Origin of the sequence: Paenibacillus sp. FSL H3-0457, assembly GCF_037981725.1 — a bacterium.
GTDB lineage: Bacteria > Bacillota > Bacilli > Paenibacillales > Paenibacillaceae > Paenibacillus > Paenibacillus amylolyticus.
Genome location: NZ_CP150283.1, coordinates 5476287 through 5488745 on the forward strand (window position 1 = coordinate 5476287; position 12459 = coordinate 5488745).

At 39.5% G+C, this 12459-nt stretch carries 14 protein-coding genes and 1 pseudogene; 2 read left to right on the forward strand and 13 right to left on the reverse strand.

From position 1 onward, the window contains the following. Positions 1–515: 515 nt before the first annotated feature. The 4 genes from MHH25_RS24250 to MHH25_RS24265 form a co-directional block, all read right to left on the reverse strand. Entirely contained in the window at positions 516–887 is a 372-nt protein-coding gene (locus MHH25_RS24250) for a hypothetical protein (RefSeq protein ID WP_340018360.1), read from the reverse strand. A 164-nt stretch (positions 888–1051) separates the two neighbouring features. Then, complete coding sequence (nagA, locus tag MHH25_RS24255) at positions 1052–2272, reverse strand: N-acetylglucosamine-6-phosphate deacetylase (RefSeq protein WP_340018361.1); 1221 nt, start codon at positions 2270–2272, stop codon at positions 1052–1054. Next, positions 2269–2997, reverse strand: coding sequence for a glucosamine-6-phosphate deaminase (nagB, locus tag MHH25_RS24260; protein WP_076319846.1), 729 nt, complete (start codon positions 2995–2997; stop codon positions 2269–2271). The genes nagA and nagB overlap by 4 nt, the downstream gene beginning before the upstream one ends. Before the next feature lie 9 nt (positions 2998–3006). Further along, positions 3007–3870: a MurR/RpiR family transcriptional regulator gene (locus tag MHH25_RS24265; protein WP_340018362.1), complete on the reverse strand. Its 864-nt coding sequence runs from the start codon at positions 3868–3870 to the stop codon at positions 3007–3009. 147 nt (positions 3871–4017) lie between these two features. Between MHH25_RS24265 and MHH25_RS24270 the strand changes: the two genes are divergently transcribed. Beyond that, the gene (locus tag MHH25_RS24270) at positions 4018–4365 is read left to right on the forward strand and encodes a hypothetical protein (protein WP_340018363.1); all 348 of its coding nucleotides are present in this window, start codon (positions 4018–4020) and stop codon (positions 4363–4365) included. Positions 4366–4494: 129 nt separating this feature from the next. Here MHH25_RS24270 and MHH25_RS24275 read toward each other — a convergent pair whose 3' ends face one another. From MHH25_RS24275 to MHH25_RS24315, 9 genes and pseudogenes are all read right to left on the reverse strand, one after another. Next, positions 4495–5034, reverse strand: coding sequence for a DUF4303 domain-containing protein (locus tag MHH25_RS24275; RefSeq protein ID WP_340018364.1), 540 nt, complete (start codon positions 5032–5034; stop codon positions 4495–4497). A 231-nt stretch (positions 5035–5265) separates the two neighbouring features. Then, positions 5266–5364, reverse strand: a pseudogene (locus MHH25_RS24280) (LuxR C-terminal-related transcriptional regulator); the annotation flags it as partial. 10 nt (positions 5365–5374) lie between these two features. Further along, the gene (locus MHH25_RS24285; RefSeq protein WP_340018365.1) at positions 5375–6922 is read right to left on the reverse strand and encodes a recombinase family protein; all 1548 of its coding nucleotides are present in this window, start codon (positions 6920–6922) and stop codon (positions 5375–5377) included. Positions 6923–6935: 13 nt separating this feature from the next. Beyond that, complete coding sequence (locus MHH25_RS24290) at positions 6936–7115, reverse strand: hypothetical protein (RefSeq protein WP_340018366.1); 180 nt, start codon at positions 7113–7115, stop codon at positions 6936–6938. Positions 7116–7375: 260 nt separating this feature from the next. Next, on the reverse strand, positions 7376–8179 hold the full coding sequence (locus MHH25_RS24295; RefSeq protein WP_340018367.1) for a hypothetical protein: 804 nt from the start codon (positions 8177–8179) through the stop codon (positions 7376–7378). A gap of 298 nt (positions 8180–8477) precedes the next feature. Continuing rightward, on the reverse strand, positions 8478–8711 hold the full coding sequence (locus MHH25_RS24300) for a hypothetical protein (protein ID WP_340018368.1): 234 nt from the start codon (positions 8709–8711) through the stop codon (positions 8478–8480). Between the two features lie 134 nt (positions 8712–8845). Further along, positions 8846–9220, reverse strand: a complete 375-nt coding sequence (locus MHH25_RS24305) for a type II toxin-antitoxin system PemK/MazF family toxin (RefSeq protein ID WP_340018369.1) — start codon at positions 9218–9220, stop codon at positions 8846–8848. A 256-nt stretch (positions 9221–9476) separates the two neighbouring features. Beyond that, complete coding sequence (locus tag MHH25_RS24310; RefSeq protein ID WP_340018370.1) at positions 9477–10208, reverse strand: type II toxin-antitoxin system VapC family toxin; 732 nt, start codon at positions 10206–10208, stop codon at positions 9477–9479. A 1-nt stretch (position 10209) separates the two neighbouring features. Then, positions 10210–10380 carry a hypothetical protein gene (locus MHH25_RS24315; RefSeq protein WP_340018371.1) on the reverse strand — a complete coding sequence of 57 codons (171 nt, stop codon included), beginning with the start codon at positions 10378–10380 and terminating at the stop codon, positions 10210–10212. 226 nt (positions 10381–10606) lie between these two features. Between MHH25_RS24315 and MHH25_RS24320 the strand changes: the two genes are divergently transcribed. After that, positions 10607–12451 carry a hypothetical protein gene (locus MHH25_RS24320; RefSeq protein WP_340018372.1) on the forward strand — a complete coding sequence of 615 codons (1845 nt, stop codon included), beginning with the start codon at positions 10607–10609 and terminating at the stop codon, positions 12449–12451. Positions 12452–12459: the final 8 nt, after the last annotated feature.

Consider the following 12459-nt stretch of genomic DNA (forward strand, 5'->3'; position numbering starts at 1 on the left):
TTCGGTGAGTAACTTTGTGATCTTTAGAAGCTTTGTTATTTTAATTCTATGGATTGTGCCAAGTTAGTAAGATATGAGTTACTACATGAGTTAGCTTCAGAAGCTTACATCCCCGTTGAACGAGTTAATGGGTGAATATGGTTGTTGCTGAACTGAAGAGTCGTTGTATAAGGAAAATAGAGAGAGTTCCGTCAGCTATGACAGGACTCTCTCTTTCGTTTACTCGTGTACTATCTAAGTCCAATCCATAGCTTTCATCGAGATTGCCAACTGTCGTCTAAAGAACCTCACAAACCTTATTACTTGAAATTTCGCAGGTTTGAAAATCTAACGAATCGTAGACATCTTATTTGCGCTTTAGACATGTTTAAGTAACGAAATATCGTTAAATTGCATTAAATAGCGTGTCTGAGATTCGTTACATTTTCTATGACTGCCAAATCATTGGAATAAGGCTTCACAGATTCGTTAGCACTACTCACGCCGCTTATTACAGCCTACATATCACACTTCGCTTATGTGCGGAATGTTGTGAACTTCAGCATGTGCACTAGCTTGGATAAATGTGCGATCTCCTGCTGGACTCCAGAGGTGTCCGTACCTGTCATTGCCTGATTTGCTCGCAGCGTTCTACGTGTATTCAGCATACCCTCGATCAGTTTCATGACTGTGTTGCGTCCACGATGATCCACAATCATATACTTTTTGCGTGCATCCAGCTCTACCCATACGATGTTGCTGAATGATGTGAACAGATGCCTGCGGTACAGCTCCATATCGGTCTCATTGTAATGCTCGCCATAAAAGGCATAATATCCGTGTATGTGCAACTTCTCCGCCAACACTGTGATGAACGGATCATGTTCGAGCATAGCGTTACGTTCCATGTTTCACGCCTCCGTTATGCGTGATCCGCAGATCCCGTCTTTTTGAGATCTATTTTAACATATTGCGCAAGGTGTTGCCTCTACACAGATAAAAGCCAAGTTTTAACTCCGAAGACCGATGCAACACAAATGAGAGTTATTAGCACGATACTAATTTTCTATATCTAATATGACTCACCGATCCGTCTGCCCTTCACCCACACACCCTCAATATCCAGCTCCGCATTCAGCAAAACGATATCTGCCTGTTTTCCTTGAGCCAGGGAACCTGTCCGGTGATCAATGCCCAGCAGGCGTGCCGGGGTCAGACTTGCTGCACGTGATGCAGCGTTCAGACTCAAGCCCACTTCCTGTACCAGGTAACGGAAACCGCGAATCATTGTCAGCGTGCTACCCGCCAGTGCGCCTCCGTCCTTCAGTCTGGCCTCGCCATGCTTCACAATTACGGGTAGGTCACCGATCTTGTATTCTCCGTCTTCCAGTCCCGCAGCAGACATGGCATCCGTGATCAACACGAGTTGATCATCATGTTGCTTCAGCTGAGCCAGGATCGATATTGCCGCAGGGTGAACATGAATGCCGTCAGCAATTACCTCAGCACTGATGCGTGTATCACTCAGCACGGCTCCGGCAGCACCCGGCAGCCGGTGATGCAGCGGTGTCATGGCATTGAACGTATGTACTGCATGGTGCAGTCCTGCTTCCACTGCCCGTTCCACCTCTTCATAGGTCGCATCTGTATGACCGAGTGCCGCTGTAATCCGTTGTTCTCGCAGCCATGAAATGACTTCCAGCGCACCTTCACGTTCCGGTGCCAACGTAACTTGACGGATCAGGCCAGGATATTGCTTCTCCCATGCTTCGAGCCAAGATACATCAGGCAGAATGATATGTTCCGGATTTTGGGCACCAGGCCATTTCGGACTGAAAAACGGGCCTTCCAAGTGCACACCCTCAAGCTGTGCATATGGCATTTCACCGGAACGATAGCGGTCCACTTCAGCAAGTACGTTATCCAGTCGCTCCTTCGGAGCCGTCATGGAAGTCGCAAGCATCGCTGTTGTTCCCTGCGTACTATGGAAAGAAGTGATCTTGTCCAAGACCTCCGGGCTTGCGTCCATAAAGTCTTCTCCGTTCCCACCATGCACATGGATATCAATGAATCCAGGCACAATGAGACCACGTTCCGGTACTGACAGCGGCAAAGCCTCGCTCCGAATCCGTTCAGGAAGACCTTCCGGTATCCCAACATAAAGGATTTCCCCATCCTTCCAGGCTATTACACCGTCTTCCAATAATTCATCTGCAAGGAGCAGCTTGCCCCGAAGAAGAGAAATATTTTCATCACGCTGGCTCCCAGGTTCACGGCTATTGACCTCGGTCATCTCACCAGCCTCCCTGCTGCACGGTCCAGCAGTACCACCACATTTGGATGACATTGCAAAAGCGATGCAGGACAGGCCGTTGTGATTGGACCCATAAAAGCTTCGCGAATAATCTCGGCTTTTTCCTCGCCACGGGCAATGAGCAGAATCTGTTTGGCTTTCAAAATGGTACCGACACCCATTGTAATCGCCTGAGCCGGAACTTCATCAATGCTGTCAAAGAAGCGTGCGTTTGCCTTTCTCGTCTCTTCTTTCAAATCCACGACATGCGTTCGTCCAGTCAGCTCCGTTCCCGGTTCATTGAAGCCAATATGACCATTATGTCCAATGCCCAGCAGTTGAAGGTCTACCGGTCCACGATCGTCCAGCCGTTGTTCATAAGAATTACATTCCTGTTCCAGATCTGCAGCCTGACCATCAGGCACTTGCGTTCTAGCAATATCTACATCGATATGATTGAATAATTGTTCATTCATAAAACTGCGGTAACTTTCGCGATGCTCTGTTGGAAGTCCCACATACTCATCGAGATTAAAAGAAGAAGCCTGTGAGAAGCTGACAAGCCCCTTCTGATATAACGTGATAAGCTGTTTATATATGCCTACAGGAGAACTTCCTGTCGCAAGCCCCAATACAGCCCGTGGTTTGGTTTGCAACAAGCTGGCAATGAGGCCAGCACCTGTGGCGTTCAAATCTTCTTCATTTTCAAAAATGCGTATATTCATCTTCATCTGTCAGGCACCTCCGTTGTGTTGGACTCGATAGGACTGCACATTATGATAGGATTGTTCCAGTCTGGGGATAAAACGGTCGAAGTCGGCACTTACCATGCCTGTGAACAAAATATCGACCACATGCAGCAGTGCAATACGTGAAGCCATATCTCCACGCCTCATGCCTTCTTCCAGAGAGGACGTAAAGAGTGGGATATCGGATACAGTTGCAAGCTTGTTACTGCCATAGGAAGTCAGTGAAATCGTAGAAGCTCCGGCCTGTTTGGCACAATGCAGGGCATCGATGGTCTCTGGTGTTTCGCCTGAATAGGATACAGCCATCGCCACATCTCCCTCTGCGAGCGAAGATGCGGATGTAATCTGCATGTGTGAGTCGGAGAAAGCCGTAGAGCTTTTGCCGATCCGCACCAATTTCTGATAGAAATCCTGTGTAACAATCGACGAGGTCGCCACACCATAAAGATCGATGCGGCGAGCCTGGCACAATAATTGCACTGCTTGCTCCAATCTGCCCAAATCCAGCAAACGGGTGGTATCTGCAATCGACGCGAGGTGGTTGGCTTCGATAGCTTCAACAATTTTGGATAGTGAATTGCCCGCTACAATATCCTGATACGCCGTTTCCTCGGATGCGTGGGACAATTCTGCGGCGAGTTTCATTTTGAAATCGGGAAAACCTTTGAAATGAAACGACTTGCAAAAGCGGGTTACCGTCGCCGCACTTGTGCCACTCTGCTCTGCCAGATGACTAATCGTCCAGCCGGGAATGTCCGATGGAGATTGCATAATGACTTCGGCGATACGTCGCTCCTGAGACGGAAGGTTATTCAGTTCTTGCTGCAACGCACGTAATATGGCTGCCATGAGGACACCTCGCTTTATGAAAATTATTTTTATTTATTTTTAATAAATTAAGAAAATTATTTTTATAACTTTATTCTAATCAAGACGATGATGCAAATCAAGAGGAATTTAACATGACTTTTGCAATATCAAAAAAGGAGCAATTCAATGAATCGAAGACAACGAAGAAAGTTCATTCCTTCCACCTGGATTATGGCTACCAAAGAAACAGAAGGACATGCCTATTATGCCCTCTATGCTATCGACTGGAAACGCAGAGGTCGGCTCAGTTGGGAAGGCTGGAATCAGCTCGAAGACCTGCTGCAATTTCATATTCCGATCAAACGAAAAGCCGGAGGCCGGAAATTTTCTTCTCAGCCTGCCGCCATAATTGCGAAAAGAGCACTCCATCTTCATCTGAACGAAGCAGAGTTCGAGGAATTGGAGCAGCTCTTTTATCAGCCATTTTCGAAGAAAAGATGGAGGGTGTTCATTCAAACGAATAGGAATCTATAAGTAATATGGATTCGGTTGTTTCATTTTTTCACGCTAAAACAAAAAAGCCTCTTCCCTTCTTTGGATAAAGAATAGGAAAGACTTTCGCGGTACAACGATTCAATTCATTTTGATTCAAGTTAGCTCGTTCTAATTGATGCCATCATATCGTTTTAAAAACTTGCTGAGTAAGCTGGGGTTTGTCATTTGATGGACCGATTGATTTTCAATCTCCTCCGCCAGATCATCATCTGTGAGAGAAACGAAAAACGTAATGTCTGCTTTGGTTTGTCCATATCGGGCGAAAACGTCATCTGCTGTCTCATTCACAACTTTGGCGATGATTCGAATGATCTCATCCTTATACTTCTGGACATCTTCTGTTGCATACAACAATCGACTGATGTGGTTAAAGTGTGTATCCTCGCCATATTGATATTCGGAGCAGCCCCATCTGTAATAGATCTCGTCCTCCTCACTATCACATAGCCCTTGCTCTTTCATACTCACAATATGCCCAGCAAGGGATTCCTCTGTATTTACCGCCATGAACAGCGTTACCCAATCACTGTCCGTTCCAAATGCACAAGCATATACTTCCTCATCCTGAACCTTAGCCAGCGTTTGTTCTAGATCGGGCAGAAAACCCGCACGAAAATGGTCTTCAAATTCATTTAAGAAAAGGTCCATTTAGATCATCCTTTCTACCATTGTTTCAATTTCAAGCCTTACTTACTACCTTATCTGTTTCATATATGTAATCATTATGGTCTACTAAAATAATGAAAACAAGCGATGCTACGTTTCGGATCTTTCTTAAATTCATGATCCAGCACAGCAAAAAAGCCTTGCCCCATTCTTCATGACAAAGAATAGAGAAAGGCTTTCATGCTGCTACTTAATCCTAACTGTAATTCGCAACTAAATCTTCAGTTCTCCAAGCTTAATCAGCTCGACAACTGCCTGCGAACGACCCTTAACATTGAGTTTCTGCATCACATTCGAAATATGGTTTGAAACACACAAAAAACTATAGCCTACCCAATACGGAATGGATCTCAACACTGTTTGCTTTATCAACAGTGATATTTGAAACTAACTTTCGCAAAATCAGGTTTACTTGGTCTACTTCAGTAAATTGACTCAGATTCGATAATTCTTCAAGTGAAATGTTTATTTCATTAAATTGCTCATTGTCATTCAAAGCTCGTTCTAAATCAGTTTTCATCTTGGATAACTGTTCTTGCTTCTGTTTGATCTCTTGCTCATACTGTTCCTTCTCAAACTCATACTGCTCATCATCTAACTCATCATTAAGCTTTTGCTTTCGGATTTCAAAAAGCAATTTACGTGCATTCTGTATCTGCTTTTCTAATTTTACAACTAATTTCCCAGTGTCTTCCCTTGCTTTTTTCGTGATAGTTATCGCTTTACCTGATTTAATCTTGACTCTCAATTTCTCACTTAGACTTTGAATAAGAGCATCTTTGAAATCATCATATGGAATCCTATTATGATTGTCGCACCCAGTTTCCCCCTGTCTCCTTCTTTTTGAACACACTAGGTAGCGGTAGGTATTCTTCTTGCCATTAGAGGTCACAATGTTCAATGATGATTGGCAATGCTTGCATTTGATTATTCCAGCGAATACATTAACCTTATTTCTTACCCCTCCACGCTTCCCACCTCCACGCTTTAAGCGAACCTCCTGTGCTTTTCTGAATAACTCTTCACTAATAATTGCTTCATGAGTTTGTTTATCGCTCTCTTCCCATAATTCTTTATCCCGTTTCACTAATTTTCTAGAACGATCAGACATATTATTTATGTCGTTATATACCTTTATCACTGTGAATTTATTGAACACATTTCTACCAGTGTATATTTCATTTGTTAATATTCTTTCAACTGAGGTTACTCCCCACTTCCCCCCTCGATAAGAGGGAATATTCCCTTTATTCAAATACTTCGTGATAGCCTTCTCGCCCATCTTCTGGTTGACATACATATCAAATATGAGTTGTACAAGGCTGGCACGATCATTAGGTACAATTGTTTTCCTATCATCAATTTTGATTTTATCGTAGCCCAGTGGAGCAATCGTGCCTAAATAATTACCCTTCATTCCTGACTGCCTGATTCCTCTTCGTGATGAGATGCTAATTTGCTCACTTAGTTTCTGATTGACCGCTGAAAAAATCTGAAACTTAAACTCGTCATGATCAACTTGTGAATCATAGTTCTCGTCCAGTGAAATTACTCTCAATTTTAGCTTATCAACGAGAATTCTCTTTAATCCGAGCGAGTCGTACGTATCACGAGAAAATCTTGATAAAGAAGAAAAGAGGATGGTTTTAAAGTAGCCCTTTTTTGCATCCTCAATTAATGTCTGGATAGATGGTCTGCCAATAATGGATGTTCCACTATCCCTGTCCACATATATGTACTCTTCACGAACCTTTAAACTTAACTGTCTTGCTTTCTCCTCACAATCCATCCTTTGGTGTTCTGGACTGAATTTTTGGGACTCCTTTGTCGTGGATACCCTAACATATATCGCTGCATCATCATATTTCATGTGACTTTCCCCTTTAGTCTGTCGATTTAATCTGGATATCATATTCTGAAGCAGGGAAATTTTTGATTACTTTATGTACTATCGTGTCAACTACAAATTGAATTGCTTCTCTTGCTTCTTCTTCGCTACGGTTGTCATCTATAAATATAAAGTTGAATGAATTGGATTGTTTTCTCTTACTTGTCTCCTTCATTCGTTGCACACCACCCGTATTAGTGTCATACGGATACTTTATGCGGATACTGCTTGGACGAATGACAGACAATGTCTTCGCTGTACTTTGGATATTTACTCACCTCCTTTTCGATTTAAATCAAGGTGACACCACACTAGGCTGCCTAGAATAAATTCTAAGCATTGTTTCAATTGTGTTCATTCAGTACAAGGATGAATGTTTAGTGGACTTAGTATTGTATGTATTCTGGACAGCTAGTTTATTCTTTCGTTATGTATTTATGCTTGACCCTTCAACTTTATTTGTACTTGCTCAAAGGTAAACGGTTGATGCACGTTGAACACTTTACCGTCAATCATAATCTGGCCTATCGGTATGTAACCCGTATACACTTTCTGTTCAGTCTCACTACTATCTAATTCAACTGATTGCTCCCCTACTGTTGTGGCGCTTGACTGCAAAATAAACGTTTTTCCATCAGGTGTATTTGTGAAAACTCCAGTGTCGCTTTCTAAATTAGGTAAGCCCATATCTTTTTTTGCATCTGTTATTGTTTCATACCTTTTAAATGTAGTTAGACTATTGGACTGACTGTTCCCCATCTCAAATGCATAAACTGGCTTGGCCTGCGCCTTATAAGAATTTTTGCCGAACGGTAGCATGGCAATGTTAGATAACCTGTATCCTACATCTGGATTAGTTTCAATGCGATCTACTGTAGGACGATATAATTGCTGTTGATCTTTCTCTAGAAAGATTTTTGTCTGCTCAATCCACTGTAACCACATATCTGATTTGTATTTGATAACGTCCATTACTCCACTAATTGGATCACTCCAAGCACAATGAACCCCCTTATAGATACCTTGTTCATAGCGACAACTATGGATACGCGATTCTATTGATTTGAATAGTAGGTAACAGGCAAATTCATGGTCTTCCTCAATAAACCCATCCTCTATCAAACCCTGCGCACATAAAATACCCCTCACTAAATATGTATTATCTCCATATTTCTCATTCCATTTTTCTATCTCCGATGGATGCAATTTGTATGGTCTGCCCATTTTTTTATCTGTCATTAATACAATCAACCTTTCTTTTTGTGAATAATACTTCTTAAGTTCACTCTTATTAATTTTAGAAGTCGGACACCCCAGCCCGACCCCATACTTTTTGCTTTATCTTATCTAACTCTGTGGTATCTTAACTTGCACAACATCTTAAAACTAAAATCCATCACCCCTTGGTCATTAATAACATAAGGTTCGCCTTTATGATGATAATAATTTGGCTCAGTTCTTTTGATTTCATATCTATTTCCCATGGTTAAAGCCTCTAATTTGAATTTGCTATTAATAATCTCAGCGTGTATCGGCATTAAGCAGCATTCCTCTTATAAAATTTTAATTGCAATTTCGGGTTGTAGAACATCTCAGTGTTTGCGGTATATGTATTATCCATACTGTAGCGCTCCCCCTCAGTGTATATAGAACCATCATCCACCTTAACCTCATAAATCTGTCCTACTGTAAAATCACTCGTTTCCCCACTTACCAATTCAATATAATCCGCATCGTTAATATTGGTGATCTCATTCAAGCCATTATGCATGTTCTTTCCTCCGTGTTTAAATATTTTAATAGACACAATTGACAGTACCACCAAATCAAATCAATTTGCACCACCACCTTTAATAAGCATCAAAGGTGTCTATTTATATATAACACTTGTTAAATCGTATGTAGTTAATCCCATGCACTGATGTATCCCATTTGCACCTTACCAGCTCTATCCAGCATAGGAGCGTATTCTTCCGGTACGGAGCCGATTCTCCACATCAACTGTTCTTTTGATATAGTTGAAATTTGCTCCATCATCACTATACTGTCATCACGCAATCCACACTCCATAGCGTCCAAATTTACATGTGTAGGCATCGCTTTCTTCTTTGCTGTGGTAACTGAAGCTACCTGTACCGTTGGGCTATATCTGTTACCCATGTCATTTTGTATGATGAGGACTGGACGTTTTCCTCTCTGAACACTGCCGCTGCTAGTATTAATCAATTCTGCGAACCATAGTTCATATCTCTTATATTCAGTCTTTTGAGCAGTCAACATTTCGTATCACTCCGTTTATCTATTGTTTATATCAGAATTATAACAAACAAAATATAAAATTTACATATATTTATACTTAAAAATAAAAAAATAGGATCAGCTTTTTACTTAATCTATACTCCATAAAATTAAAATAAAAAAAGCCCTATTTATAAGGCTTCTTCAAAGTTAACTTCTATGTAAATTTGGTATTTCATTTGAATAAACTAAAAAGAGATCAGTCTATACGACCAACCCCTTTAAAATATCCAAGTAACTATGAAGCAATATTGTACTTGGCTTTAAATTCTTCTTCACCTAAAGATTCGATCAAAAATTCTTCAGTACCTAGCATTCTTATCATGTATTCAGCATTGTAATCTTTGTTGTAAACAGATGTGCTTAGCACTGTTACATAGGATAGCTTACGCATATCTTTGTCTAATGAGATCAAGTAGGCGGAACCACTTAGGATTGTTGAAGCGGCAATCATAGCATCAGAAGAAGCAAGTGGCACACTGCTGCTGAGCATAAGCCCCACCTCTATAGATTGATCGCTTGAGTTTTGTAAATAACATATTTCCCTTAAAGGTGCAAACATCTCTATTGCGCGCGAGTTGTAGTTTGATAACTTCACATGATCATTTTTAATTATTTGTCCCGACCAATTCTGTTTAAATCTTGATTTTAAGTTCTTCAATTCTCTATTTGATGTTGGTAGGTTACCATGTTGATTCTTGTAAGCTTCTAACTCATCGTCTATAAATAGTGCTCTAGCCAATGAGTTTATTACTTCGGCAACTGTCATTTCAGATATGTACATCTTGATGTCATTAACAATCAGATATGAAATAAAATTGTAGCAAGATAAATGTCTGTTATCAGATTGATAGAGGAAAGCGATAATAACGTTTGTATCAAGAAAACATGATTCTAGTGTAGGCAGATCAAAGTTTGTACTTCCAAAATCTAAAAGCGTTTCATCGTCAGGAAACACATCAAGAAACATACTATTTTCCTCTCAGTTCACGAGAAATTTCTTGAACATCAATTTTATTCTTAGTTTTCAGAGAACCTCCAGCGCGCAGAGCAGCCTTCTTTTTCTCAATGTCTACGTGTTTTTTAGGTAGAGTATTTAAGGTTGTTGGAGACATAGTTACTACCTTCTTTCTTTTAGTCAATTCAATCACTCCCTATCTAAATAGTTAGACAATGATAGATATGATTGAATCACTAGTGATATGATAGTTTTGTTTTTTCGAAAGCTACATAAGTTGGTATCTCTCTATAGCAATTGTATCATGTTAAACAACAGACGTAAAATAAAATGAATAACTTCTACCAATTATAATTGATTAATACGAAGTTAAATATGAGGAGTTAAACGAACTTTTACTAGGTAAAAGTATGCTTTCATGGGAATTGAGAAAAGGTAACAGGCCTTCCAACAAGAACACTTTTAATCATGGTATAATTAAAGATAATAACGCAACGAAAGAGGTAATGGGTTTGCTTTCAAATTCAGAAAAAGAAGAACTTGTTGTGCATGAGATTAGTTCATTCGCATTACGAAGGAATTCTTATTTAAAGACTTCTATATCTGTTAGAGATAAAGATGTTTCATTTGATGGACACATTGATGTATTTAGTAACAACAGCGAAAGAAAAGATTCCTTTTTAGGGAAAGTTCTTGTCCAGGTAAAGTCTACTGGCGTAAATATATTCTCAAATAAAACCATATCGTTTAGTTTCAATTTAAAAGACATTCAGAATTATTTAAAAACTAGTGGAGTTTTGATAATTTTAGGTGAGGTTAGAGAAAATGAGACAGACGAGATACCGTCAGTGAAGTTATTCTACAAATCACTTTTGCCTTTGGAAATTGATTACATCTTAAATTCATTTGGAGAACAGGGAACTAAAGTAATTTCTTTACGTCCACTTGATGAAACAACCCTTTATGAGGTTTGCACTAGATTTATTGAAGACCAAAAGAAACAACCATCTGATATTATCACTAACAAAGCGTTTGATCTGTCTGAGTTTCAAAATTATAGATTAACTTCATTAGTACCAATTGACAACGGCAATCTGTTTGATGAGTTTTTTCAATTATATGGTATAAAAAATGAAACTCATATCCCTATTTCTCTTGCAAAATTAGAAATGGCTAGTTTCAGTGGAAAAACAAACTTTCAAGTTGGAGTTTTAAATTATGAATTGGAAGCTATCTTAACGGTTACTAATTCACTATGGACACTCACCTTAGAAGATGCCTTTGAAATTGGGGAAGATTTGAAACATTCTTTTTTTTCTTATAAACATTTAGTTGGTTCCTCTCTAAGTGCTCTTCTAAAGATAGAACCGTTACTTTATCATTTTTTCTCTGGGGAAGAAATAAAATTCTTAGAACATAGCATGAAGGCTCCTGGCGATTCTGAAATGATAGAAGATTGGAAGAAATTCAAAGGCTCCATAGAAAAGTTAAAATCCCTTTTCAGAACACTAAATATTAACGAAAATCTAAAATTAAATTACAATGATGAATTCATAACACAACTTCAAAATATGGCCAGTATAATGAATGGTGATAATTATGATGATTTATCTGATTTTGTTTTGGGCTTTGTCTCATTTCAAATAGGAGAATATAGTTTGTTGTTATTAAAGATTGAAGACAAATTTTACAATGGCTTTAATTTGAAGGAAGCTCCTGACTTTTTCCTCGAGGTGGAAAATGATGATGGTGAAACATTTCAAGTAAGTCCGTATGTTACGTTGACTGAACAGGAATTAAGTACTTCATTAAACTTCAATGTAGATGCTATAAAAGAGTCATTTGACTCCGTAAATGTATTTGCAGATAAAGTAGTGGTAGAAAGTACTAATGGATTTATTTTGCATTGCTTTGAAGCATTTTTTGCATGTGGAAATGAAAAATTATTAGACATTATTGAACATATTTACAGCAAGATAATCGGTACAGAGTTGGAACATGCTAATGCGATACTCATCAATAGGTATCAAATCAAAGCTTGGAGAGGTGAAAAATTAAGGAAAGATGAAAGAAGAATGTTGATTACTAAGAGGAACGAGGCCAATCAAGACACCTACCTTTTGGCATGTGCAAATATCTTATTGAACAATAAAGAAGAAACTGAAATAGCTATTGATTCAATGACTTCTGGAGAACAGAGCAAATTTAAAGAATTGCCCATCTACAAGTTGTACCTAAAATTATTTGATGAGTAAGTCATATC

Coding starts and splice junctions, on each gene's coding strand:
- MHH25_RS24320 (WP_340018372.1), top strand. CDS start 10,607: ATGCTTTCATGGGAATTGAGAAAAGGTAACAGGCCTTCCAACAAGAAC.
- MHH25_RS24275 (WP_340018364.1), bottom strand. CDS start 5,034: ATGGACCTTTTCTTAAATGAATTTGAAGACCATTTTCGTGCGGGTTTT.
- MHH25_RS24265 (WP_340018362.1), bottom strand. CDS start 3,870: ATGGCAGCCATATTACGTGCGTTGCAGCAAGAACTGAATAACCTTCCG.
- nagB (WP_076319846.1), bottom strand. CDS start 2,997: ATGAATATACGCATTTTTGAAAATGAAGAAGATTTGAACGCCACAGGT.
- nagA (WP_340018361.1), bottom strand. CDS start 2,272: ATGACCGAGGTCAATAGCCGTGAACCTGGGAGCCAGCGTGATGAAAAT.
- MHH25_RS24285 (WP_340018365.1), bottom strand. CDS start 6,922: ATGAAATATGATGATGCAGCGATATATGTTAGGGTATCCACGACAAAG.
- MHH25_RS24270 (WP_340018363.1), top strand. CDS start 4,018: ATGAATCGAAGACAACGAAGAAAGTTCATTCCTTCCACCTGGATTATG.
- MHH25_RS24295 (WP_340018367.1), bottom strand. CDS start 8,179: ATGACAGATAAAAAAATGGGCAGACCATACAAATTGCATCCATCGGAG.
- MHH25_RS24300 (WP_340018368.1), bottom strand. CDS start 8,711: ATGCATAATGGCTTGAATGAGATCACCAATATTAACGATGCGGATTAT.
- MHH25_RS24305 (WP_340018369.1), bottom strand. CDS start 9,220: ATGTTGACTGCTCAAAAGACTGAATATAAGAGATATGAACTATGGTTC.
- MHH25_RS24310 (WP_340018370.1), bottom strand. CDS start 10,208: ATGTTTCTTGATGTGTTTCCTGACGATGAAACGCTTTTAGATTTTGGA.
- MHH25_RS24250 (WP_340018360.1), bottom strand. CDS start 887: ATGGAACGTAACGCTATGCTCGAACATGATCCGTTCATCACAGTGTTG.
- MHH25_RS24290 (WP_340018366.1), bottom strand. CDS start 7,115: ATGAAGGAGACAAGTAAGAGAAAACAATCCAATTCATTCAACTTTATA.